27 protein-coding genes are annotated in these 23,277 nt (G+C 68.8%); 11 read left to right on the forward strand and 16 right to left on the reverse strand.

Annotated features, from left to right (window positions below; translation table 11 throughout):
• Positions 1 to 11: 11 nt before the first annotated feature.
• Positions 12 to 560 carry a GMP synthase subunit A gene (locus NOW55_RS11230; RefSeq protein ID WP_256400182.1) on the reverse strand — a complete coding sequence of 183 codons (549 nt, stop codon included), beginning with the start codon at positions 558 to 560 and terminating at the stop codon, positions 12 to 14.
• Positions 561 to 745: 185 nt separating this feature from the next.
• On the opposite strand from NOW55_RS11230, the gene NOW55_RS11235 reads away from it, so the two are divergent.
• Positions 746 to 880, forward strand: a complete 135-nt coding sequence (locus NOW55_RS11235; RefSeq protein WP_256400183.1) for a hypothetical protein — start codon at positions 746 to 748, stop codon at positions 878 to 880.
• Between the two features lie 24 nt (positions 881 to 904).
• On the opposite strand, the gene pan1 is transcribed toward NOW55_RS11235, so the two are convergent.
• Positions 905 to 2,125 (reverse strand): proteasome-activating nucleotidase Pan1, encoded by a 1,221-nt coding sequence (gene pan1, locus NOW55_RS11240; RefSeq protein WP_256400184.1) that lies wholly within the window; start codon positions 2,123 to 2,125, stop codon positions 905 to 907.
• 239 nt (positions 2,126 to 2,364) lie between these two features.
• Here pan1 and NOW55_RS11245 point away from each other — a divergent pair, with 239 nt between their 5' ends.
• The 3 genes from NOW55_RS11245 to NOW55_RS11255 are packed head-to-tail and all read left to right on the forward strand — an operon-like array spanning position 2,365 to position 4,952.
• Positions 2,365 to 2,628, forward strand: coding sequence for a MarR family transcriptional regulator (locus NOW55_RS11245; RefSeq protein ID WP_256299092.1), 264 nt, complete (start codon positions 2,365 to 2,367; stop codon positions 2,626 to 2,628).
• Positions 2,629 to 2,682: 54 nt separating this feature from the next.
• Positions 2,683 to 3,546 (forward strand): 3-hydroxyacyl-CoA dehydrogenase family protein, encoded by an 864-nt coding sequence (locus tag NOW55_RS11250; protein WP_256400185.1) that lies wholly within the window; start codon positions 2,683 to 2,685, stop codon positions 3,544 to 3,546.
• A 53-nt stretch (positions 3,547 to 3,599) separates the two neighbouring features.
• Entirely contained in the window at positions 3,600 to 4,952 is a 1,353-nt protein-coding gene (locus NOW55_RS11255; RefSeq protein WP_256400186.1) for a hypothetical protein, read from the forward strand.
• Between the two features lie 9 nt (positions 4,953 to 4,961).
• Here the strand turns inward: NOW55_RS11255 and NOW55_RS11260 are convergent, their stop codons facing one another.
• A complete protein-coding gene (locus NOW55_RS11260; protein WP_256400187.1) occupies positions 4,962 to 6,020 on the reverse strand; it encodes a phytoene/squalene synthase family protein in 1,059 nt (352 codons plus the stop codon).
• Between the two features lie 184 nt (positions 6,021 to 6,204).
• Between NOW55_RS11260 and NOW55_RS11265 the strand changes: the two genes are divergently transcribed.
• Positions 6,205 to 7,350, forward strand: coding sequence for an acyl-CoA dehydrogenase (locus tag NOW55_RS11265; RefSeq protein WP_256400188.1), 1,146 nt, complete (start codon positions 6,205 to 6,207; stop codon positions 7,348 to 7,350).
• Between the two features lie 67 nt (positions 7,351 to 7,417).
• Here NOW55_RS11265 and NOW55_RS11270 read toward each other — a convergent pair whose 3' ends face one another.
• A complete protein-coding gene (locus tag NOW55_RS11270) occupies positions 7,418 to 7,702 on the reverse strand; it encodes a PadR family transcriptional regulator (protein WP_256400189.1) in 285 nt (94 codons plus the stop codon).
• Between the two features lie 89 nt (positions 7,703 to 7,791).
• On the opposite strand from NOW55_RS11270, the gene NOW55_RS11275 reads away from it, so the two are divergent.
• A complete protein-coding gene (locus tag NOW55_RS11275) occupies positions 7,792 to 8,067 on the forward strand; it encodes a DUF7111 family protein (RefSeq protein ID WP_256400190.1) in 276 nt (91 codons plus the stop codon).
• Here NOW55_RS11275 and NOW55_RS11280 read toward each other — a convergent pair whose 3' ends face one another.
• From NOW55_RS11280 to coxB, 5 genes are all read right to left on the reverse strand, one after another.
• Entirely contained in the window at positions 8,068 to 8,367 is a 300-nt protein-coding gene (locus NOW55_RS11280; protein WP_256400191.1) for a DUF7410 domain-containing protein, read from the reverse strand.
• A complete protein-coding gene (locus NOW55_RS11285; RefSeq protein ID WP_256400192.1) occupies positions 8,364 to 9,746 on the reverse strand; it encodes a hypothetical protein in 1,383 nt (460 codons plus the stop codon). Before NOW55_RS11285 ends, NOW55_RS11280 begins: the two co-directional genes overlap by 4 nt.
• Positions 9,747 to 9,752: 6 nt before the next feature.
• Positions 9,753 to 10,607: a cytochrome c oxidase subunit 3 gene (locus tag NOW55_RS11290; protein ID WP_256400193.1), complete on the reverse strand. Its 855-nt coding sequence runs from the start codon at positions 10,605 to 10,607 to the stop codon at positions 9,753 to 9,755.
• A gap of 130 nt (positions 10,608 to 10,737) precedes the next feature.
• Positions 10,738 to 10,950, reverse strand: a complete 213-nt coding sequence (locus NOW55_RS11295; RefSeq protein ID WP_256400194.1) for a hypothetical protein — start codon at positions 10,948 to 10,950, stop codon at positions 10,738 to 10,740.
• Positions 10,951 to 11,021: 71 nt separating this feature from the next.
• Positions 11,022 to 11,804, reverse strand: a complete 783-nt coding sequence (gene coxB, locus NOW55_RS11300) for a cytochrome c oxidase subunit II (RefSeq protein ID WP_256400195.1) — start codon at positions 11,802 to 11,804, stop codon at positions 11,022 to 11,024.
• Between the two features lie 179 nt (positions 11,805 to 11,983).
• On the opposite strand from coxB, the gene NOW55_RS11305 reads away from it, so the two are divergent.
• Positions 11,984 to 13,357, forward strand: a complete 1,374-nt coding sequence (locus NOW55_RS11305; RefSeq protein ID WP_256400414.1) for a heme o synthase — start codon at positions 11,984 to 11,986, stop codon at positions 13,355 to 13,357.
• Between the two features lies 1 nt (position 13,358).
• Positions 13,359 to 14,036: a DUF7546 family protein gene (locus NOW55_RS11310; protein ID WP_256400196.1), complete on the forward strand. Its 678-nt coding sequence runs from the start codon at positions 13,359 to 13,361 to the stop codon at positions 14,034 to 14,036.
• 30 nt (positions 14,037 to 14,066) lie between these two features.
• Here the strand turns inward: NOW55_RS11310 and mvaD are convergent, their stop codons facing one another.
• The gene (mvaD, locus tag NOW55_RS11315) at positions 14,067 to 15,074 is read right to left on the reverse strand and encodes a phosphomevalonate decarboxylase MvaD (RefSeq protein ID WP_256400197.1); all 1,008 of its coding nucleotides are present in this window, start codon (positions 15,072 to 15,074) and stop codon (positions 14,067 to 14,069) included.
• A 122-nt stretch (positions 15,075 to 15,196) separates the two neighbouring features.
• Between mvaD and NOW55_RS11320 the strand changes: the two genes are divergently transcribed.
• The 3 genes from NOW55_RS11320 to NOW55_RS11330 all read left to right on the forward strand — a co-directional run bounded on the left by NOW55_RS11320 (position 15,197) and on the right by NOW55_RS11330 (position 17,830).
• A complete protein-coding gene (locus NOW55_RS11320; RefSeq protein WP_256400198.1) occupies positions 15,197 to 15,976 on the forward strand; it encodes a hypothetical protein in 780 nt (259 codons plus the stop codon).
• A 1-nt stretch (position 15,977) separates the two neighbouring features.
• Entirely contained in the window at positions 15,978 to 16,592 is a 615-nt protein-coding gene (locus NOW55_RS11325) for a DUF6517 family protein (protein WP_256400199.1), read from the forward strand.
• A 302-nt stretch (positions 16,593 to 16,894) separates the two neighbouring features.
• Positions 16,895 to 17,830, forward strand: a complete 936-nt coding sequence (locus NOW55_RS11330) for a sulfide-dependent adenosine diphosphate thiazole synthase (RefSeq protein ID WP_256400200.1) — start codon at positions 16,895 to 16,897, stop codon at positions 17,828 to 17,830.
• A gap of 9 nt (positions 17,831 to 17,839) precedes the next feature.
• Here the strand turns inward: NOW55_RS11330 and NOW55_RS11335 are convergent, their stop codons facing one another.
• The 6 genes from NOW55_RS11335 to dcd all read right to left on the reverse strand — a co-directional run bounded on the left by NOW55_RS11335 (position 17,840) and on the right by dcd (position 23,265).
• The gene (locus tag NOW55_RS11335) at positions 17,840 to 18,634 is read right to left on the reverse strand and encodes a hypothetical protein (protein WP_256400201.1); all 795 of its coding nucleotides are present in this window, start codon (positions 18,632 to 18,634) and stop codon (positions 17,840 to 17,842) included.
• A gap of 248 nt (positions 18,635 to 18,882) precedes the next feature.
• Complete coding sequence (locus NOW55_RS11340) at positions 18,883 to 19,428, reverse strand: DUF4352 domain-containing protein (RefSeq protein WP_256400202.1); 546 nt, start codon at positions 19,426 to 19,428, stop codon at positions 18,883 to 18,885.
• 57 nt (positions 19,429 to 19,485) lie between these two features.
• The gene (locus NOW55_RS11345) at positions 19,486 to 21,060 is read right to left on the reverse strand and encodes a SagB family peptide dehydrogenase (protein ID WP_256400203.1); all 1,575 of its coding nucleotides are present in this window, start codon (positions 21,058 to 21,060) and stop codon (positions 19,486 to 19,488) included.
• 53 nt (positions 21,061 to 21,113) lie between these two features.
• Positions 21,114 to 21,785, reverse strand: a complete 672-nt coding sequence (locus tag NOW55_RS11350; protein WP_256400204.1) for a class I SAM-dependent methyltransferase — start codon at positions 21,783 to 21,785, stop codon at positions 21,114 to 21,116.
• On the reverse strand, positions 21,782 to 22,678 hold the full coding sequence (locus tag NOW55_RS11355) for a thiamine-phosphate synthase family protein (protein ID WP_256400205.1): 897 nt from the start codon (positions 22,676 to 22,678) through the stop codon (positions 21,782 to 21,784). The genes NOW55_RS11350 and NOW55_RS11355 overlap by 4 nt, the downstream gene beginning before the upstream one ends.
• Positions 22,675 to 23,265, reverse strand: a complete 591-nt coding sequence (gene dcd / locus NOW55_RS11360; RefSeq protein ID WP_256400206.1) for a dCTP deaminase — start codon at positions 23,263 to 23,265, stop codon at positions 22,675 to 22,677. The genes NOW55_RS11355 and dcd overlap by 4 nt, the downstream gene beginning before the upstream one ends.
• Positions 23,266 to 23,277 lie beyond the last annotated feature (12 nt).

A 23,277-nucleotide genomic window follows, 5' to 3' on the forward strand; every position in this document is an offset into this window, starting at 1 on the left:
CTTCCCCGGTCTCACTCACACAGCGCGAGGAAGTTCTCGAACACTTCCTGTCCCTCCTCGGTGTGGCTGACCTCGGGGTGCCACTGGACGCCGTAGAGGTCGCGGTCGGGGTCGCTCATCGACTCGATGTCGCAGACGTCGGACCGGCCAGTGATGGCAAAGCCCTCGGGGACCGCCGTGACCTCGTCGGCGTGGCTCGCCCAGACTCGCGTCTCGGGGGCGAGCGAGCCGACGAGTGGGTCGTCCTCGTCGAGGATATCGACGGTCACGTCGGCGTAGCCACCGTACTCGCCCGCGCCGACCGACCCGCCGAGCTCCTTCGCGATGATCTGCATGCCGAGACAGATGCCGAGCACTGGGACGTCCATCTCCAGGTACGTGGCCGACTCCCCGCGCCGGTCCATGTCGGGGCCGCCGGAGAGAACGATGCCATCGGCCTCGACGTCCGAGGCTGGTGTCTCGTTGTCGACGACCTCGCTCTCGACTCCCATATCCCGCAGTGCCCGGTGTTCAAGGTGTGTAAACTGCCCGTGGTTGTCCACCACGACGATGCGCGTCATTACCCTCCGGTAGCGCGCGGGTCCTCAAAAACCGTCCGACATCTGGTGCTGTCTGAACGATGTCGCAGAGGTATCCGTCAGAGTGCTCCCGACACCTCCGGAGTACCGGGTCCAGGGGACGGTAGCGTCGGGACGGATGGTTCTGGACCGGTGTACCTAAGACCCACGCACCACACGGGTCGTGCATGGAACTCCCAATCGACCCCGACCACCCGTCCTGGCTCACGGTCGTCGGGACGTTCGGCGGCTACGGCCTGCTGCTCGCCGTGATGTTCGTCCTGCTGTTCGTGGTGCCGCTGGCGCTCTTCAGCGTACTGTAGGACCGCAGCGAAAACGAACCGGTCTCAGGCGAACGTCTTCGAGATCTCGTCCTCGTTCTCGTTGCTCTCCGCCTGGATCTTCTCCCAGGCCTCCTCGAAGTCGCGCTTCTCGATGGTCCGGCGGTCGTCGCGGATGGCGAACATCCCGGCCTCGGTACAGATCGCCTTCACGTCGGCACCGGATGCCTCGTTTGCCAACTCGGCGAGCTCGGCGTAGTCGACATCGTCGGAGACGTTCATGTCGCGAGTGTGGATCTGGAAGATGATCTCGCGACCTTCCACGTCGGGCTTGGGCACCTCGATGAGGCGGTCGAACCGGCCGGGGCGGAGGATGGCGCGGTCGAGCATGTCGAAGCGGTTCGTCGCGGCGATGATGCGGATGTCGCCACGTTCCTCGAAGCCGTCCATCTCGGAGAGCAGCTGCATCATCGTACGCTGGACCTCGGCGTCGCCGGAGGTCTTGGATTCGGTGCGCTTGGCGGCGATGGCGTCGATCTCGTCGATGAAGATGACGGCGGGCTCGTGGTCGCGGGCGACCTGGAACAGGTCGCGGACGAGCTTCGCGCCCTCGCCGATGAACTTGTGGACGAGCTCGGAGCCGGCCATCTTGATGAAGGTGGCGTCGGTCTCGTTCGCGACGGCCTTCGCCAGCATCGTCTTCCCCGTCCCCGGCGGGCCGTGGAGGAGGACGCCGGACGGCGGGTCGATACCGACCTCGGTGAACATCTCGGGCTTCTCCAGCGGCATCTCGACGGTCTCGCGGACCTCCTGCATCTGCTCTTCGAGGCCGCCGATGTCGCCGTAGGAGACCTCGGGGCTCTCGGTGACCTCCATCACGCGGGCGCGGACGTCGGTCTCGTTGCTCAGCGTCTTCACGATAGAGAGAGAGTTGTTGACGGCGACGCGCATGTCGGGTTCGATCTCCGCGCGCATCTCGTCGGTGACCTCGGTGAGCGCCTCCTGGTTGTTCCCGTGCTGCTTGATGATGACGCCCTCGTCGGTCAGCTCCTGGATGGTGGCGACGAACAGCGGCGACTGCTTCAGCTTCTTGTTCTCGTGGGTGAGCCGCTCCAGCTTCTGCTGGTACTTGTTGTTCTCCGCGTTGGCGTCGAGGAGCTTGTCGCGCATCTCGTCGTTCTGCGCTTCCAGCACCTCGAGCCGCTCCTGCAACGCCGCGATCTTCTCCTGTTTGGACGTCTCCTCCTCGTTGTAGGGGAGGTCGACGTCGTCCACCGTGTCGGTCATCAGCGTTTCATAAGGCACTGATTCTTAAGAGGCTTCGGGTGCCGTACGGAACCGCCGGTCTCAGCGGGCGTCGCCGGGATTCACGGCCGCCGGCGGGTGTCCTGGACCCGGGGGACGCTTCGGCCCGTGACTGTGGCCCGTCAGCGGGTCGGTGCGGGTGGAACCACAGCGCACATTCCCAACAGTAATATTCTGAATGAGCAAGTATTATTACGGGGTATGCCCAACAGTGGGACACGATGAGCGCAACCGAGCCAAGAACGAGCGAACCTCCCACCGGTAGCTGGGACGACGTACGGGACCTGCCACCGAGCGCGAAGCTCGTCGCGAAGGTCCTGGAGTACAACGACACGTTGACCCAGAGCGAACTCGCCGAGGAGACGCTGCTCCCGCCGCGCACCGTCCGCTACGCGCTGAACCGCCTCGAGGAAGAGAACGTCGTCCACTCGCGGTTCTCGTTTTCCGACGCCCGTAAGCGACTCTACACCCTCACGGTCGAGTGAGCCCGTCGCCGTCGTATCGGCACGCTTAGGGGCCAATCTGTCGAACGTCGAGCCATGGTACACGACCTCGACAGCATCGAGCGTATCGGCGTCGTCGGCGCGGGCACCATGGGCAGCGGCATCGCACAGGTCGCCGCGACGAACGGCTACGCCGTGACGATGCGCGACATCGAGGAGCAGTTCGTCGAGAACGGCTTCGACTCCATCGAGAGCAGCCTCGACCGCTTCGTCGGCAAGGAGACACTCTCCCGCGAGGACGCCGACGCGGCGCTCGACCGCATCGACGGCACCACCGCCCTCGGCGACCTCGCCGACTGCGACGTGGTCGTCGAGGCGGCCGTCGAGAACATGGACGTCAAGCAGGACATCTTCGCCGATCTCGAAGACGTGGTCGACGACGACTGCCTGCTCGCGACGAACACCAGCACGCTCTCCATCACGACCATCGCCGCCGCCACCGAGTCACCGGAACGCGTCGTCGGCCTGCACTTCATGAACCCCGTCCCCATCATGGAGGGCGTCGAGGTCGTCGACGGTGAGAAGACCGGCGAGGACGCGCTCGACCTCGCTCACGGCATCGCCGAGGCGCTCGGCAAGACCACCTGGGAGTCCGACGACAAACCCGGCTTCGTCACCAACCGCGTGCTCATGCCCTGGATCAACGAGGGCATCCGCGCCTACGACGAGGGCGTCGCCACCAAGGACGACATGGACCGCGGGATGAAACTCGGCACGAACGTCCCGATGGGCCCCCTCGAACTCGCCGACCACATCGGCCTCGACGTCTGTCTCCACGCCAGCGAGACGCTCCACGAGGAGCTCGGCGACCGCTACAAGCCCGCCTACCTGCTCAAGCGCAAGGTCGACGCGGGCGACCTCGGCAAGAAGACCGGCACGGGCTTCTACGAATACGAGTAGCCTGGCGCGTACCGTCCAAATTTTCTTATCGCCGGCCGCCGTCGGAACGAACGATGTCCCTCCACCGTTCAGGGGTGGTCGCCGCCCTGACGCTCCTCGCGCTCGCGGCCGTCGCCCTGCCAGCGACCGCACCCGTCACCGCCGCACCGCCGCCCGAGGCGGTCTGTGGCCTCTGCACCGACGACGCGCTCGATGGCGGCGTCGAGCGCAGCGAGGTCGTCGTCCGGGTCCAGGACGACGGCACCGCGAACTGGACCGTCCGCGCGACCCTCGACGAGCGGACAGCCGACGAGTTGCGCGACGCTCCCGCCGAACGTCGCGACCGCGTCCGGGACGAACTCACCCGCCGAACCGTCGTCGACGAGGTGGCGAGCCTCGAGACGCGCGTCGAGGACCGGACGCTCGTCGCGACGTTCACCTCTGCCGACTTCGCCCACAGCGGGCTCGGCGGTGTCGTCGTCGCCGACGGCCTGTTCCCGTCGCACGAGGCAGCGGGGGTGACGGTCCACGCCGACAGACTCGCCGTCCACGGTCCCGACGGCACCGCCCCGACGCTCGTCCCCGACACCGCGACGGTCGAGGGCGACGCGATCGTCTGGACCGAGCAGACGGGGATCGGTTCCGAGACGTACCTCGCCTTCGGTGCCGACGGCGGAGTCGTCGCCACCGGGGCGAGCTACCTCGCGGTCGGGATGGCCGTCGTCGGACGGTCACTCGCCGGGGTCCTCTCGGTCGTCGCGGTCCCGACGCTCCTGTTCGCCGCCGTACTCGCCGGGCTGTTCCGCGACGGCGACCGCCTCGGACCGGACCGAACTGGCGACGGACTCGCGTCCCGCATCGGCCTCGTCGGCGGTGTCGTCGCACCCGTGCTGCTCGCGGCCGGCGTCGGCCTGTTCCTGCTCGGGACGAGTATCGACGGGTTGGACGTGGACCCGGCGATCTTCGTCGGACTCGGGCTCGTCTCGCTGGTCCCCCAGACGCTCGTCGCAGCGGGCATCGCGGCCCTGTTCGCGCTCTGGGGCGACCGCATCGCCCTCGACAGGTACGCCTGGTGGGTGTTCCCGGCTGCGAGCGGCTGCTGGCTGGTCATCGTCGGGGCGACCGGCCCGAATCGGCTCCTGGGCACGTGGACGACGACCGTTATCCTGTTCCTGTTGCTCGGCGCGGCCCACGAACGCGGGACGCTCGCGGCGCTCCCGGTCGCGCTCGTCGCACTGCTGGCACCGACGCTCGCCGCGCTCCCGTTCGTCTCGCCGTGGAGCGCGCCCGCCTACACCCTCCTGCTCTGGACGGTCGGGACGCTCGTGCCGGGGGTCGCGCTCTACGCGCTGGGCCGGCGGGAGTCGGCGAGGGCGGAGCTCGCGGAGTCGTCGGACACCGAAGAAACGACCGCGGAAGCCGCCTGATCCGCCCCCTCAGGAGAGGTCGGCTTCGTGCAGCGGCTTCTGCTCGATGGTCTGGCGCACCCGTTCGAGCGCCTGCCGGTCGCCGCCCTCGCGGAACCAGCGGATGATGGCGATGACCTCCATCCGCGAGACCTTCACGCCGCCCTCGCGGACCACGTCGGCCGGTCGCTCGCGGAGCTCGCGCAGGGTCGCCACGGCGAGCAGGTACGGGATGCCCCACGCCGACAGCGTGTTCCCCCGGCGCTCCGGGAGGGCTTCGAGGTAGGTCTGCGTGTCGTCGAGGTAGCCGGAGGCGTGGTCGACGACGCGCTCGATGACCGTCGCGACCGCCTCCTCGTTCTCGGGGTCACACACCGCGTCGCGGTCGACGCCCTCCGATTCGAGCCACTCCGCCGGCAGGTAGACGTTGTTCTCCTCGTGGTAGTCGTCGCTGACGTCCTTCGCGACGTTTACCAGCTGGAGGAGCAGCCCGAACGACCGGGCGTTCTCGCGGAGCCGAGACTCGCGGGTGTCGGTCGTGCCACGGGTCACGAGACCGGTCACCAGCGAGCCGACGGTGCCCGCGACGTACCAGCAGTACTCCTCCAGCTCGTCGAGCGTCTGGATGCGCAGTCCACCCGACTCCGCGTGGCGCTCGACGAACTCGGCCATCCCGTTCGTGAGTTCGAGCACCGGCGGGAGGATGGCCTCCTTCGCCTCCGGCGGGAGGCGGCGGTACGTCCGCACGACGCGGGGCGACTCGGCGACGACGGTCCAGTCGTCGTCGAGCTTCTGGGGGAGCCACTCGTCGACCGCGCTCCTGAACTCATCGGCGGTCGCCGGTTCGTCGGCATCGAGCACGTCCGCATAGAGACGCAGCAGGTCCGCCTTCTCCGCGGGGGGGATGTGTCCCGCGTCCTCGACCGTGTCGGCGACGCGGCAGAGGAGGTAGCCCAGACAGATGTGGCGGGCGGTCGGCTCCTCTAGCTCCTCGATGGTGATGGCGAAGGTGCGGGAGACGCCCTGCACCGCCTCGTAACACCACGCGAGGTCGTCGTCGACCGGATACTCTGCCTGTTCCTCGTTCATTCACGTTCCCCTGTGTATTCCACGCTGAAAAACCCACCTGCCACGACCGCAGGTGCTGTGTCCGGAGATGTCCGCACGCCCGTCTCGCTCATACACCACAAGGAGCCCTCTACTCGTCTATACTTTTCGGACCCGGCCCGTGGTGCAAGACAAAAGTAAAGTCGCGAGGGGCGAACGTTCCCCCATGGACTTCAGCCTCAATGCGGAGCAGGCCCAGATACGGGACATGGTCGCGGAGTTCGTCGACGAGGAGGTCGTCCCCGTCGCCGACGAGATCGACCACGAGGACGAGTTCCCCGCCGAGCTCGTGGGGGAGATGGCCGACCTCGGCCTGATGGGGATGCCGTTCCCCGAGGAGTACGGCGGTGCCGGCCTCGACTACCACAGCTACGCCATCGGCCTCGAGGAGATATCGCGGGGCTCCGGTGGCCTCGGGACCATCGTCGCCGCGCACATCTCGCTGGCGGGCAACATGATCTACGAGTTCGGCGACGAGGCCCAGAAACAGGAGTACCTCACGCCGCTCGCCGAGGGCACCGACATCGGCGCGTTCGCCCTCTCGGAGCCCCAGGCTGGCTCGGACGTGCCCGCGATGGAGACGACCGCCGAGCGCGACGGCGACGAGTACGTCATCGACGGCGGCAAGCTCTGGATCTCCAACGGCTCCGTCGCCGACACCGTCACGGTCTTCGCGAAGACCGACCCCGACGCCGGCAACAAGGGCATCTCCTCGTTCATCGTCCGCCCGGAGGAGGACGACGGCTTCCACGTCGAGGGAACCGAGGACAAGCTCGGCGACAAGGGCTGTCCGACCGCCGAGCTCCGCTTCGACGACATGCGCATCCCCGCCGACCGCCTGCTCGGCGAGGAGGGCGACGGGTTCGTCCACGCGCTGAAGACGCTCAACGGCGGCCGCATCACCATCGCGGCCCGCGGCGTCGGCATCGCCCGCGCCGCGCTCGACCAGGCGGGGGAGTACGCCCTGCAGCGCGAGCAGTTCGACCAGCCCATCGCCGAGTTCCAGGCGATCAAGCACAAGATCGCGGACATGGACACGAAGATCCAGGCCGCGAAGATGCTGATGCACCGTGCCGCGGACAAGAAGATCCGCGGCGAGACGTTCATCAAGGAGGCCGCACAGGCGAAGCTCTACGCCTCCGAGATCTCCCTCGAGGTGGCCAACGAGGGCATCCAGATCCACGGCGGCTACGGCTACACGAAGGACTTCCCCGCCGAGCGCTTCTACCGCGACGCGAAGCTCAACGAGATCTACGAGGGCACCAGCGAGGTCCTCCGGAACACCATCGGCGACCAGGTGCTCGACGAGTAGCCAGCGCCGACGCTCCTTCCTGTGGCCGTCTCGACGGCCCCGTCACCAGCGTTCGACCTGCCCGACCCTACTCCCCGGACCGGGTCAGCCCGACCACCCAGTCCACGTGCTCGTCCACCCGCGCCCGCCCGGCGTCGGTCAGCGAGTACACGTCGTACAGCCCATCCGTGTGTGTCTCGACGAATCCCGCCGACTCCAGCGCGTCGAGCGCGCCGTAGAACGACTTCGGCTCGATGCGCTCGTCGTAGTGCCGTTCGAGCCGGGTCTTCAGCGCCTGCGCCTGGAGCTCGCCGGCGTCGTGGAGGAGGAAGCAGAGGTCGCGTCGCCGTCCACTCTGGATGAACTTCGTCATGGCTGTGTGCTCACTCCGGGACCACTGGTGCGTTTCGCTTCGGTTCCGAAACCGGCAGCTACGACACCCCCCAGTCCCAACACTCGGCCATGAGCGACGACACGGCGACGAGCGATGGCATCACGGCCCGGTACGAGGAGACCGAGACCGAGCGCGTCCTGTCGTTCGAGCGCGACGGCGCGACGGCGGTGGTGGCACAGAACGTCGACGGCTACGCGATGCTGAAGGTGCGACCGACGGCGGACGGCGACGAGCTGGAGCGCTACTACGGCTTCGACATGGCGCTGGACCACGTGGCGGAGCTGCTCGATGTCTCGCCGCACGACCTGCCGATCCCGGGGGCCGCCGAAGACCTGGGGATGTGATCAGGTGACGACGGCGTACAGCAGCAACATCCCGAAGTAGACGACGACGAGCGCGCCGACCAGCTTCAATCGGTAGAGTCCCAGCTCCTCCTCCTCGGCCGCGTACACGTCGCGGAAGGCCGCTTCCTCGGCCTCCGTCATCCGGTCGTAGTGGCTCAGCCCGATGTGGAGCGTGCGCTGGTCCTCGCGGCGGAACGGCCGGTCGCAGTACGGACAGCGGTGGGCCGTGATGCCCTCGGGGACGTGCGTGTCCGAGGGGGTGTCGGTCCGGTCGTGGCGGGGGTCGGTGCTGGCTGTCATAGGAACGGTGGGGTGCGTGCGGGCGCGGCGACGATCCAGAGGCTCACCATGGTGTAGACGACCATGACCCCGATGAACGGGTACTGGCTCCGGATCGCCTGCAGCCGGCTCGGGAAGGTGTCGTACGCGGTCGAGTGCGCGACCCAGATGGCGAGCAGGTGTCCGAGCAGGACGAACGCGAGCTCGAGCCCGCCCACGAACGCGGGCAGGCCGAACCGCTGCGGGTTCAACGGCGGCGCGGTCGGGTTCGCGAGCACCTGCGAGAGCGGGAGCGAGAGCACGACGAAGTAGCTCAGGTAGTGCGCGAGGTGGTAGCCCGCCGCGATGGCGAGCAGGGGTGCGGCGAACCGTCGCCCGAGGGCGTCCGGCGTGAGGAACGTCTCGCCGGTCAGCCGGGCGAGCCACGCTGCGAGCAAGTAGACGCCCACGAACACCCCGAATCCGAGCAGGTACGCGAGCAGGTAGGTCAGCAGCGCCGGGACGCCGGCTTCGACGACGGTCGTCGCGAAGCCGCCCCAGAACGGCGTCGTCACGAGGCCGTCGTAGGTGGTCACCCACAGCAGCGTGACGACGAAGGTCACGTCGCTCCGGTCGCGGACGACCGACGAGTCGGTCAGTCCCATGCCGGGGAGCCGGAGCCGGACACCGTCGTCGGTCCGGACGAGCGGTGCGACCGCGCCGAAGGCGGCGAACGTCCGCGAGACGGGGTCGCCCCGGTCGAACCACGTCTCGCCGAAGACGAGGCCGGCGAGGGTGGTCGCGAAGCCGTAGCCCGTCACGGCGGTCGCGAGCAGTCGCGGGTCGTCGGCGAGTGGGAGCACGACCTCCGTGAACACGAGCGCGAGCAGACCGACGACGGCCGGCCAGCTCCCGAGGCGGTCGGGGTACTCCCGAGCGGGGCCACCGACGAGCGCGTGGACGGCGCGGACCAGCGCGCGGAACGGGTTCAGCGCGCGCCAGGTGTTGCCGACGAGGTACGTCGTCATCGTGAACCCGGCCCACCAGCCGACCCAGACGAGCAGCACCGAGAGGTTCCGGAGCGGCGTGGTCGGACCGGTGAACCCGAACCACAGCACTGCGACGAAGCCGACGACACCGACGAGGGGTGCGAGGTAGCGCGAAACCGCGACGGGGAACCGGCGCAGCGTGCGGTGCCAGTCGTCGATGCTCGCGATGTACCGTCGGTCCGTCACCGTCGCCGCGAGCAGGAACGAGGCACCGACGGCGGCACCGCCGGTCAGCAGGAAGAGCCAGGCCGGCACCGCGATGGTGGCGGCCTCGCCACGGAGCGAACCGCCGTGGGCGAGGACCGTCCCCGTCGCGAGAAGGAGCGTCCCGAACGCCGCCAGCACGAGGCGTCGGGGACGGTGGCTAGCCATCGCGGGTTACGCCGCGGGTGCGCCGACGTACAGGACGACGACGAGGAAGATCCAGACGATGTCGACGAAGTGCCAGTACATCGAGACCGTGCTCACGGAGACGTGGCGCTCGGCGGAGTACTGGCCGCGGATGGCGCGCACGAAGACGATACCGATGAGCACCGCGCCGAGGCTGACGTGCAGGCCGTGCAGGCCGGTCAGCGCGTAGAAGCCGCTGGCGAACACCTGGCTGAACGCGTCGTTGCCGAGCGCGAAGCCGTCGTGGACGATGAACTCGTAGTACTCGTACACCTGACCGGCGATGAACACCAGCCCGAGGACGAGCGTCGCGCCGAGCAGGCCGATGAACCGCCTGCGGTTGCCCTTCAGCAGCGACGTGTGCGCGAAGTGGATGGTGAAGCTGGAGGCGACCAGCAGTGCCGTGTTGACGATGACGAGACTCCCGAACAGGTGGGGCACCGCGCCCACGTCACCGACACGGACGAAGAAGTAGTACACGAAGCCCGCGCTGAAGGTGGCGACCTCGGAACCGAGGAACGCGACCATTCCCCATCTGAGCTTGTGTGCGCTGTGTTCGTCGGCACCGCGCTCCCAGAAGGAGACGATGAATGCGTGGTAGAGCCAGCCGAACAGCCCGACCAGGAACAGGAGCGTGCTCAGGATGGCGGCCCCGGCGAACACGCCGTAGCCCACGAGGTTCCTCGATACGAGCACGTACAACGCGGCACCGAGGTAGATACCACCGGCACCGAGTGCGGCGACGAACGGCCACCAGCTGGCCTCGCCGAACCCGCGCGGCCAGTCCTCGACGGCCGGCAGGTGGTGCCCGTGGTCGTCCCCGGATTCTTCGGCAACTGTCATGGATGGGGCTTACGAGTGGACTACCAAAAATCCATCCAAGCGCGTTCGCTCCCCCAATCGGCGAAACACGGTGATGGAACCGGCACACCTCGCCGCCGACCGTCGTGGGGCTGTCAGCTCGGCCGGCCCCCTAGCCGTTCGCGAAGACGAGGCCGATTCGAACCAGCGTCAGCCCGACGAGGACGAGGGTCGAGAGCGTCAGGATGCCGAGGGCCCCACCGACTCGGAGGGCGACGACTGCGCCCGCGACGGCCAGCGCGCCAGCGACGAGGAACCCGACCAGGAGCCGGAGCGACGTGCCGAGGAGACGGGTGTTCCAGAGGGCGGTGAGTGGGCCACGCATCGTCATCTGTTCGGACCCGAGACGGAAAAGAACGTTCGGATGGCGTCGTGCAACGAAGAGACGTCCAGTGGTCAGGCCGCGACCGTCGCGTTGCTCGAGTTGCTGCCGCCGGCCGGTGCCTCGCAGGTCAGCTCCTCCTCGTTCCACTCACCGGTACACTGGTCGGCGAGCCAGCCCTCGTACCTGTCCTGTGACATGACCTCGACCTCGAACATCATCGCGGAGTGGCCGGTGCCACAGTACTCCGCACAGTATCCCTGATAGAGACCGGGCTCGGTCGCGGTGGTCATGATGTAGTTGTGCTGGCCGGGGACCGCGTCGTGCTTGAGCCCGAGCTGTGGGACGTGGAAGGCGTGCAGCCAGTCCCTCGTCGTGATGTTGAAGTACGTCTCCTGTCCCTCGGGGATGACCAGCTTCGAGCTGGTGGAGACGTTGTGCCGGGTGTACTCGAACGTCCAGGCGTACGTCTCAGCGGTGACGTCGATGTGCTCGGCGTCGTCGGGGACGTCGGCGCGGTCCTCGACGTCGTCGACGATGACGGCCTGGTCGGCCATGACCATCGTCGTCGCGATGCCGACGAACAGGAGGATGACGGCCGTCGCGACGGTCCAGGTGATCTCCAGACGGCGGTTCTCCCGGGTCGGCTTGGCCTCGTCGCTGTCCTTGAACTTGAGGACGGTGTAGATGAGGATGCCCTCGACGAGGACGGTGATCGGGATCGCGACGACGAGCAGGCGCTCGTTGAGCCCGTTGATGGCGTCGGCGGACGTCGACTGCGCGGCCGCCGGGTCGGCAGCGAGCAGCAAGAGCGCCGCCCCGAATGTGGCCAGTGGGGCGATTCGCTTTGCGTTCATGTCGATTCGAGGCTTAGGAAGACGGGGTTAAATATGTGCTGACTCCGCCGCGACGACCGGGTGAAAGCGTCGACTCTAAGTGGTCCGAGTCGAAGGTTTGGCTAGTACCCGTGTCCCGACCGTACCCCCGCCCCGTCGGCTCGCATCGCCGGTTCACCGGCCTGCTCGCGGCGACGGCGATGGGCGTCTACGCGCTCGTCCTCGTCGGCGGGACGACCGCTATCACCGGGGCGTCGGAGGCCTGCTCGACCTGGCCCGCCTGCAACGGGCAGTGGCTGGTCGGGCTCTCGAACCCGGATCTGCTCGTCGCGTGGGGCCACCGAGTCGCCGCGATGCTGGTCGGCCTCGCGGTCGTCGCGACGTTCGCGGCGGCCTGGCTCGGCCCGGCGAGCCGGCGCGTCCGGCTGGCGCTCGCCGGTGCGCTCGTGCTCTACCCCGTCCAGGTGGGTCTCGGCGCGGTCGCCGCGACCACGGCGACACCGACGGCGCTGCTCTCGGGCGTGCACCTGACCGTCGGCGTCTCCATCTTCGGCGCGGCGATGTTCGCCCTCGCCTGGAGCCTGGAGTCCGCGACCGCGACCCAGGACGACTACGACCCGTCCGTCGACGCGGACCCGGTCGACGAGGTCGACGGCGACGCCGACGCACCGGCGCGTGACCACCCGACCGGCGGGCTCGCACGCGCGAAACTCGTCGCGAACGCCTACTTCCGGCTCATGAAACCGCGGCTGATGTGGCTGCTCTGCCTCGTCGCCGGCGCGGCGATGGCGCTCGCGGCGACGACCAGTGCGGCCGACCTCACGGTCCGCACCGTCGGCCTGACGATGCTCGGCGGCGTCCTCTCCATCGGCGCATCGGGGACGTTCAACCACGTGCTCGAACGCGACGTGGACCGCAAGATGCAGCGCACCTCCGACCGCCCGCTCGCGGTCGACGTGGTGCCGGTCCGCAACGCGCTCGCGTTCGGCTTCGCGCTCGCGACCGCGTCGCTGGTCTCCTTCGCGGCGCTGAACCTGCTCGCGGCGGCCCTCGGGCTGGTCGCCATCCTGTTCTACAGCGTCGTCTACACGCTGGTGCTGAAGCCGAACACGGTGCAGAACATCGTCGTCGGCGGTGCCGCGGGCGCGCTCCCGGCGCTCATCGGCTCCGCCGCCGTGACGGGCACCATCGGCCTGCCGGGGCTCGCGCTCGCGGCGGTCATCTTCCTCTGGACGCCCGCACACTTCTACAACCTCGCGCTGGCCTACAAGGAGGACTACGCCCGGGGCGGCTTCCCGATGCTCCCGCTGGTCCGCGGTGACGCCGTGACACGCAAGCACATCGTCTGGTACTTCACGGCGACGCTCGCGGGCGCTGGCGGGCTGGCGGCCGTGTCGAACCTCGGACTGCTGTACGCGTTCGTCAGCATCACGGTCGGCGCGGCGTTCCTCTGGACCATCGTCCAGCTCCACCGCGAACGCACGACCGACGCCGCGTTCCGCGCGTTCCACGCCTCGAACGCCTACCTCGGCGCGCTGCTCGTCGCCGTCGTCGTCGACTCGATGGTGGTCTGAGATGGCCACCGAGCGCGTCGACTTCGCCTCGCTCGTCCCCGAGCCCTCGACCGTGTTCGCTGGCTTCGTCGCGCTCACCATCGAGGCGCTCCTGACGCTGCTGTACCTCACCGAGTTCGAATCCACCTCGCTCTCGCTGGTGGTGCTCCCGTTCGTCTGGATCAACGTCGGGCTGTGGGCGCTCTGGCGCACCGAGGCACCGGCCGCGCCGGCCCGTCGACGGCGGCTCGCGGCGCTCGTCGCGGTCGGCTACGCACTGGTACTCGCGTACTTCGGCGGCCTGCTCGACCTCGGGTACGCGTTCGTCTCGGTGCCGGGGTACGACCCGTCCTACGGCTGGTACGTCGCCACGTCGCTCCCGCCGGGGTTCGGCCCCGCGGTGACCTACGAGGGCGACCTCCTCATCGTCCGGCTGTTCCCGTACCAGCTGGTCGGCTACGCGGCGCTTTCGTACCTCGTCTACGTCACGGTCATCGACGCGGCGGGCGCGGCGGTGTCGGGCGTGCTGGGGCTGCTCTCGTGTGTCTCCTGCAGCTGGCCCATCATCGCGACCATCGTCACCGGCGTCGCCGGCGGCTCCTCGGCTGTCGCGGCGCAGGCGTACCAGCAGTCCCTCCCGCTCTCGACGGCGGTGTTCGTCGTCACGGTGGCGCTGCTGTACTGGCGGCCGTCGCTGTGACCGTTCGACGGAGGGGAACCGCCCGGAACCTCAGAACAGCGCCTCGTCCTCGTCGAGCAGGCGTGCCGGGCCGCCGACCTCCCAGATGGTCGTGCGGACGCCGGTCTCGCTGACGGCCTCCTTCACGCGCTCGGCGTGGTCGGCGGTGGTGTTCACGTACACCGACGCGCCAGTGTCGGTCGAGAACCAGACGGGGACGCTGTCGACGTCGTCGTCGCCCTCGTAGCCGTTCTCGCGCAGCTCGCGCACCTTGTTGAAGACGGCGAGCGTCGGCGGCTGCCAGTACACCCAGCCGTCGGGACCGGTCATCGTCGTCGCGGCGAGCGAGAGCGAGTCCTGCTCGGCGATGTGGCCCACCCGTTCGAGGTCGTCGTCGTGGAGGGCGTCGCGCATCTCGACGAGCTGGTCCTGGACGTACGCCCGGCGGTCGCCGAACATGTGGCTCTTCTCGGCCTCGGCGTGGGCGTCGTCCGTGTCCTTGTACGAGGGGACGAGCGCGACGATTATCTTGAGGTCGTCCTTGAGGTCCGTCGGGATGCGGTGCGACCGGCAGTCGCGATCGTTCAGGCCGGCGCGGAGGTGCGAGAAACCGCCTGTCACGGAGCGGGCCGCAGACGCGGAGCCGACGCGCGCGATGGTCGAGATCTCGGCGTGCGAGGCGTCGAGTTCGGCGGCCTCCGACAGCGCCATCGCGGCGGCGGCGAAGCCCGACGAGGACGACCCCAGCCCAACGTTCGACGGGAAGGAGTTCTCGGACTCGAGCCTGACGGGGTAGACCGTGTGGGCCGCGTCCGACATGTCCCGCGCCTTGTCGACCACGCGCTCGACGCGGTCGAAGGCGTGGCCCTCCAGTTCCTCGCCGTCGACGACGTACGTGTCCTCGTCGTAGTCCATCGAGAACTCCACCGTCGTCTTCGTGTGGCTCGGGGCCGTGCAGACGCTGATGGAGTCGTGGTACGGCTGTCGCTCGATGTCGTCGCGCATGCCGTGGTACTTGACGAGTCCCTGGATGGGATGCGCCATCGCGGTTGCCTTCATACCCCGATAGCCGACCGACGCGCGCTTAAAAGTCACGGGTGATTCGGGCGGCTGGCCCCGGAACCTCGGCCGGTGCACTCGCGCTGCCGAACGTTCAAGCGCCCAGAGTGCTAACTACCCACATGGACCGGGACGAACACGACCACGGAACGGTGATTCTGGAGCGAGCGGGCTACGAGCTACAGACAGCTGGCCACGCCGTGGTGGGGGAACCGCACGGCGCGACCCGGCGACTGACGGGCACGGGCCGGTCGGTGGAGGTCGTCACGCTCGACGACGGGGACACTGACCCGGCCGCGCTGGTCCCACAGTTCGCGTCGGTCCTGGCCCACGGGTACGACGCGCTGTTCGTCGTCCCGGACGTGGACGCCCTCGCCGCCGTCGTCGAGGTGCTCGACAAGCCGTACTGCGTCGCCGTCGAGGACGAGAACCGCTGTCGGACCTTCTACGACGGTCCCGACCGGGTCCCCCTCGCGAACGGACACTACGCGCTGGCACCGGCGGGCAACCTCGTCTGGCACGAGGTCGAGCCGCCAGCGGCGGACGACGGCGACCGGACGGGCTCCGACCGCAAGCAGGTCGTCCTCGAGGACGGCGACGAGGTGCTCGCACGGTTCGACGACGTCGACGCCCTCGCGTGTCCGCCGGCGGACGCCTTCCCGCTGTCGTACAAGCGCGAGGGAGACAAGGCGTTCCACGTGTACGACCGCTGGGGCAGCGAGCTCGGGCGCTTCGGCACCATCAAGGCCATGCGCGAGCACGGCTTCGAGCCGGTCTCGATGCCGCTCGTCCCCGAACACGTCTTCGACGACGGCTCGCTCGTCACCTCGTGGGCGGTCGTCGTCGAGGACGCCAGTACGGTCCACACGGCCGACGGGACCTGCGAGCTCCGCGAGGTCTGAGATGTCGGCGTCGCCGTACCCCACACTCGCACCCGACGGCGACGGCTGGCGGCTGAAAGAGGAGTCCACAGACGTCGTGTTCGACCTCGCGACCGTCCGCGTGCTCGGCGCGACCCGGCTGTACGAGGACGCCGAGCTCCGACGGGCGGTACGCGAGACGACAGATGGCGCGCTCGACCAGCCCTGGCGGTTCCTGTTCGCCACCCAGCTCTCGTTCGAGCCGCCGCTGACACCCGGCGTCGGCCCGGCGGCGCTGTACCCGACCGTCGTCTCGTCTGCCCGCAGACAGTTCGCCAGCGACCTGCGCGAGCGCGGGTTCAAGCGCGTCGAGCGCGGCCGGGGCGAGCGCATGCGGACGAACAACGGTGCACGCGCCCGGCTCACCCGTTACGAGGCGACGTTCCCGCTGGCGGACGTGCTCGACGGGGACGCCGACCTCCCGCCCGACGCCGCAGTCGCCGTCGAGGGCTGGCTCTCGGTCTGGCTCGCCGACGGCCAGTTCCGCCTCGCTGGCGGCGCGTACCCGACCGACGGGCTGGACGCCGTCGCGCCCGGCGTCGCGGACGACCCCGGCACCTACCGGAACGAACTGCTCTCCGTGCTCCGGTCGGTGTAGGCTCGGGTTCGGACCCCGCGCGAAGTTTACAAATATTGTAAAATTCCGTTCGCTGGCGCGCGCTCGGGTTGGACTGGAAGGGGCTGCTCGTTCGACGACCCCGGCGAAGCAAGCGACGGGGGAGTCGAGCGAGCAGGGGCGTTCCGGCTGGTATCGGCAGCCGTCGCTCCAGTTCCCGATGGGGGTGTCTGGCTGTTCGCGGTCTCCATCGCGTGGACTGCTGTGGTGAGGAACGGCCGGGGCTCCGTGCCACACTCTCGGACCGCAACACCTTTTACATCTAAGTGGTACCACTAGGTTGTATGAAGGACTTCGACTCGTTCGCGGACGTCGGCGAAGCGGAGGTAACGCGCGCAATCGGCCAGGAGTGGAGCGAGGAGTTCCTCGAGTTCACGGACAGTGAGGTCATCATCGTCGGGGGCGGACCGTCCGGCCTCACGGCGGCGAAGGAGCTCGCAGAGCGCGGTGTCAAGGTCATGGTCGTCGAGAAGAACAACTACCTCGGTGGCGGCTTCTGGCTCGGTGGCTTCCTGATGAACAAGGTCACCGTGCGCGACCCCGCACAGGGCTTCCTCGACGACCTCGACGTCGACTACGACGAGGCCGGCGACGTCGACGGGCTGTACGTCGCCAACGGGCCGGAGGCCTGTTCGGGGCTCATCAAGGCCGCCTGCGACGCCGGCGCGAAGATGCAGAACATGACCGAGTTCACGGACATCGTCGTCCGCGAGGACCACCGGGTCTCCGGCATCGTGATGAACTACACGCCGGTCCACGCGCTCCCCCGCGAGATCACCTGCGTCGACCCCGTCGCCGTCGAGGCCGACCTCGTCATCGACTCGACGGGGCACGACGCGATGGCCATCAACAAGCTCGACGAGCGCGGCGTGCTCGACGCGCCGGGCATCCAGGCCGCCAACGAGCGCGGACAGGTCATGGACCAGACCGATTCCGAGAGCTACGGCGCGCCCGGCCACGACTCGCCCGGCCACGACTCCATGTGGGTCGGCCGCAGCGAGGACGAAGTGGTGGAGCACACCGGCGTCGTCCACGAGGGCCTCGTCGCCAGCGGCATGGCCGTCGCCACCGCCTACGGCCTCCCACGCATGGGGCCGACGTTCGGCGCGATGCTCGTCTCCGGGAAGAAGGCCGCACAGGTCGCGCTGGACGAGCTGGAGGTCGACGCCGAGCCGGTGACGCTCTCGGACTCGCAGAACAAGGTCCCGGCTGACGACTAGGCAGACCCGTCAGCCCTCGGTCGAGGAGTCGAACTCGTCGGTAAGATGGAGCTGTGTCCAGTACAGCGAGCCCTCGTACCGCACGAGGTAGGTCCCGGACACGTCGTCGCTCGACTGCCTGACCTTCTCGCGGGGACGGAACTGCGTCACCAGCGAACGGACGGCGTCGGGAATGGACTCGCCGTCGGCGACGGTGTAGCCCTCCCGTCCGTCGACTGCGCTCTCGACGACTCGCCGTTCCTCGTCCGAGAGCCCTGTCAACTGGAAGGCGTAGTCGTCGACGGTTCTCTGGCCGTACTCGGCAGGAGATGGCGCAACTTCGTCGACGGTGTACCGACGCGTCTTGATTGGAGAGGACAACTGATTCACGATTCGCAGCCGTCCCGTGTCGTCCTCCCACTCGACGATTCGGTACTCGGGCTCCGGAACGAGTACGGATGACTGCTGTTCGGGTTCGGTGTAGAGCGACGGTGCGACGACCCCGAGGCTTGTGGGCGGTTCGCCGAGCCCTCGTGCCGCGAGCTTCTCCCTGTCGACTCTGGGGAGTTCCGGGAACCGAATCGAGGGGCCGTCGCCGGAGATTCCGGGTGACCCGACATCCTCAAAGACTAGCGAGTAGGTGGTCGCGGGACGGCTGTCGACGACTTCGAACGTCGCCTCGTACACCACGTTCTCGTGGACCAGGACCGTACCGTCCGGTATCGGTGCGTCCTCGGACTCGACCGTCGATTCGTTCTCCTGCACCGCCTCGCTGACGAGCGTGTGGTGCTCGCCGTAGCCGTTGTTGACCAGTTCCCAGGCCACATCGGTAGCGTCCACTGGATGCATGGTCAGCCTCATCTCGGGGGGAGAACCAGCACGTGGCCCCGGGTAGAACGCGATACACCCGGACAGACCGACTGCTGCACCACTCGCGATTCCTACCAGCAGACGCCGACGACTGTAGGACGGTGGAGGGACCCTGTGATTGCGGTCGGTCATCGGGGACAGCAACGTCTCTGCCTACACCGACGTTACACAAAAATCCTCTCCCGGCGGTGACAGAAGCTGTCCTACTCCTCGTCGTCGTCCGCGACGAGCAGCCACTTGTACTCGCCCGAGGTGACGAGGATGTCGGTCGAGAAGGCGATCTCGGCGTCGGCCTCTGTCACGTTGTCGGCGACGGTCGCACGGACCCAGCCCGTCCGCGACTCGCCGGTCGGCAGCGGTCGGATGCTGCGGTACAGGCCGTCGGTCGCCCACGTCGGCGCGCCAGCCGGGTCGCTGGCGGTGGTGTTCCGCGGTCGGACCGCGACCGCCGGGGTCGCGCCGTCCTCGTTCCCGACGTTCTCGACGGTCACCTGCACGAAGAGGAACTGCTCGCCGTCCGGCGCGGTGACGGTCTGGGTCCCACCGGAGCCGTCGGCGGCCTCGTAGGAGTCGGCGAACCGGTAGTCGTCGACCGTGACCGCGATGGTCGTGTTCTCCTGTCCGAGTTCGGCGGTCTCGCCGATGCCGTACGACTCCTCGCTGCCGCCACCGAAGTCGTCCGTACAGCCTGCGAGGGCGACGAGGACGACGAGCGCGAGCGCGATAGCGACGTGCCGGTTCGATAGCATACGCCTCTCGACGTATCAGCCTGCGATAGTTCTTGTGCCCATCGGTGACACATCACGTCACGCTGGCCGGCCGAACGCAAAGAGGGTCATCGGCGTCTGGTTCGTGGCCCGCGGCGAGAGGTGGTCGGTGACGAGGTCGTCGAAGAAGGTGAACCCGCGTCCGCCGAGCCGGCGGTGGGCGTAGGTGGCGAGGTAGAGCCGGCCGAGTTCGACGCCGGCCTGGAGCTGGGCGAGCCGGTACCCACGGTTCCCGAACCGCTCGACGACGGCGTCGACGTCGGCCATCGCGTAGACGTTCACGGCCGCGTCACCGACGACCGACTGGCCGGCGGCGAGATGCCCGGCCGTCTCGCGGTCGGTGTCGCCGAGGCGTTCCAGGCAGTCGGCCTCGGGGTGGTACTGGTAGGCCCCGGACTCGATGCCGTCGACCGCGTGAACGAGGCAGTAGTAGTCCAGGACGCCGTCGCCGCCGTCGAAGCAGTCCGTCGGGACGCCGGCGAGGGCACGGTCGAGAACCGTCGCGAACAGCCGGTCGCTGATCGACTCGTGGGCGTACTCCCGCGAGGAGCCGCGCCGCTCGACGGTGTTCCCGACCGGACGGGCCGACGCCGTCCCCGCGTCGACCGGGTCGAGTTCGACGCGCTCGCCGCTGCCCGGTCCGTGAGTCGCCAGCGCCTCGTCCGCGCCGTCAGCGTCGTCCGCGCCGTCTCCCTCGTCCGCCGGGAACCGCCCGCGCCACTCGACCGCCGCCGCGCCGTCGGGGAGCGTGCTCTGGTCCCAGGCGTCGTGGACGAGCGGATAGTCGACCGGGTCGGAGTCGAGGGTTACCTCGGGATCGATGGGGTCGACTCCGGGTGGGTCCGGCGCGGGGTCGTCGGCCCCGACCGGGACTAGCGCGAGCGGCCCCTCGTCCTCGGGGTCGAGTCCGAGCAGATCCACCACGGGCGCGTCGGCGAAGCCCGCCACGACCTCCGTGCGCCGGCCGCCGGCGTGGGCGACCGCGAGCAGGTTCGCGATGACGGTGCCCGAATCCCAGAAGGCGTGCCGGTAGGTCCGATTCCGGTACTTCCAGGCGTTCCGCCACCAGGTCGACGTGGCGACGACGGTGACCGGGGCCTCGGCGACTCCCGTCTGGCCGCCGGTTGCCTCCGCGAGGACACCACGGTAGTCTCCCTCCCGGAGCACGTGGAACGCGTCGCTCCCGGGGTCGTACTGGTAGACGCCGGGGTCGACGCCTTCGAGGTCGCCACAGACCGCGTAGCAGTCCACGTGGTAGAGCTTCCCGGTGCAGGAGGCCGCCCGGAAGGCGACTGGCTCGCCGCCACGCTCCAGCGTCTTCGTGACGCCGTTGGCGTAGTGACAGCAGGTCGTGAGGTCGTCGCCGGAGATCGGTTCGGGAGATGTGCCGGCGGCCCCGGTCGACGCGACGTCCGGTTCGGCGGTCGACGTGGCGACGGCCGACAGCGCCGGTGTCTCCGGTGGGTCGACGACGTCACCCAGCGAGCGTCGCGGCAGGTCGGCGTACACCTTCGTCGGCCGCGGCTGGTTGTCGAAGTTCAGTTCGAACTCCATCTCGCGGAACTGCCGTGGCGTGTGCTTCGTGCGTTCGTGGTACTCGCGAGCGTCGACCATGGCGTTTCGTTCCACACCGCGAGTAAAACGGTTTCCCGTTGCGTGCTACTGGCTCACATTCGCCCGCCGGTCAGGCGGACGATACCGAGCACGCGCTCCTCACGGTAGCTCGCCCGCGCTCGGTCGAGGAGTGCACCCCGGGCCGACTCGACGCGCTCCCGGAGCAGGTCGTGCGGCGGCGGGTCGTACCGGAACCGGAGCGTTGGCGGCGTCGAGAGCACCGTCAGCGCGCGAAACAGCGCGTTCACCGGTGCCGCGGCCCGCTCGTCGGAGAGCGCCGCGTCGACCAGCACGACGGTCCCGTCGGGCACGAGGTCGCACCAGCCGTCGACGGCCGTGGCTGGGTCCGCGAGCATCCCCGAGACGAACGTCGCCAGCACGCCGTCGACCGGGCCCGGAATCGGTGGCTGGGTCGCGTCGCCGTGGACGAGGTGGACGTTCTCCCAGCCCTCGCCCTCGACCAGTCGGTCGGCGCGGTCGAGCATCCCGCGGGTGTAGTCCACGCCGACGACCGTCCCCTCCGGACCGACCTGCTCGCGCAGGTACGGCAGGTTCGCGCCGGTGCCACAGCCCATCTCGACGACGGTGTCGCCCCGGTCGAGGTCGAGGGCCCGGGTGGCCCGGTCGCGGAGCTCGCCGACGCCCGGAACGTACGTCGCCAGCAGGTCGTACAGGCCCGCCCACCGGCCGTAGAACGCTCGCGCTGCGGCGGTGCCGGTGCTCATGTGAGCTCGCGGATGGTCTCCGCCACGGCGACGGGGTCGTCGCCGAGGACGTAGCAGATGGGCTCGATACCCACCTCGCCGGTCTGGTAGAGCACGGTCGCGTCCGGCGTCTCGTCCAGTGCCGCCGCGACACCCGTCGCCACGTCGCCCTCGCTCTCGAACTCGGCGGTCACGTAGCCCTGTTCCTCCAGGGCCGCGACGAGCGCCGGGTCGTACCGGATGTTCGCGGCCGCGTTGACCTCGCTGCCGGCCTCGCGCGCCGCCAGCAGCACGCTCGCGACGTACTCGCTGACGCCGAACTCGGGCTCGGCCGGGATCGTCGCCCGACCCTTCACGTCGACGATGCGGCCCGGCACACCAGCCACGTCGTCGATGGTGGTCGCGTCCGGGGTACACGCGACCAGGTTCGAGCCCACGTTCGGGATGAGGCCGGCGAAGCCGCTCGTGTTCTCCAGTACGCGCAGTCCGCGCCGCAGCGACGAGAGCACGCGCTCGGCGCTCCGCAGGTCGCTGTCCGGGTCGTGGATGGCGAACTCCGCGCCGTACTCCGCCAGCTCCGGCATCTGCTCGCGGTGCATCGCCGCCAGCAGGTCACCGCGCTCCAGCTGGCGGATGACCACCTCCGCCTCGACGAGCGCCTGCACGGGCCGCATCGTCCCCGCCGCGAGCCCCTCGCCGACGCGGGCCACGAGCTCCTGGACGCGCCCGTCGTCGACGAACTCCTGCCTTCGGGTCACGTCGCCGTGGGCGTACTTCGACACCGCCGACTGGCTGATGCCGAGTGCCTCCGCCACCTCGCTCTGGGTGAACCCCCGATCGCGCAGGTCCTCCGCGAGCATCGACCGGAACGTCGGGAGGAACTCGTCGACGACGATCTCCTCGACGAATCTCATTTCTGGTCTCCACTAAACTCGTGATCCCCTTGAATCTTCGACGCCTGCGGCCCGCTCTGGTCCTGGTACTTCGAGCCGCGGCCGCTCCCGTACGGGCGCTCGGCCGGCGTCTTGAGCTCGGTGAAGGTGAGCTGGGAGATGCGCATCCCCGGCGTCAGGGCCACGGGGGCGCTCCCGAGGTTCGAGAGTTCGAGGGTGATCTGCCCGCGGTACCCGGGGTCGCACAATCCGGCTGTCGCGTGGACGACCACCGCGAGCCGCCCCAGCGAGGACCGCCCCTCGACGTGGGCGATGAGGTCCGCCGGGATCTCCACGCGCTCCTTCGTCGTCCCCAGCACGAAGTCCCCCGGGTGCAGGATGAACTCCCCATCGGGGTCGACGACCGTCTCGCTGACGTACTCGTCCACCTCGCTCTCCGAGTTCGGGTGGATGCAGGGGATGTTCGTCCGCTGGAACTCGAGGAACTCCCGCCCGAGCCGCAGGTCGACGCTCGCCGGCTGCACCTGCAGGTCGACGTCCTCGAGCGGTTCGACGACGAGGTCGCCCTGTTCGAGGCGTCGCAGGATGTCCGCGTCCGAGAGTATCATGCTCGGAGTGTC

It is taken from the genome of Haloarchaeobius litoreus, assembly GCF_024495425.1.
Lineage (GTDB): Archaea > Halobacteriota > Halobacteria > Halobacteriales > Natrialbaceae > Haloarchaeobius > Haloarchaeobius litoreus.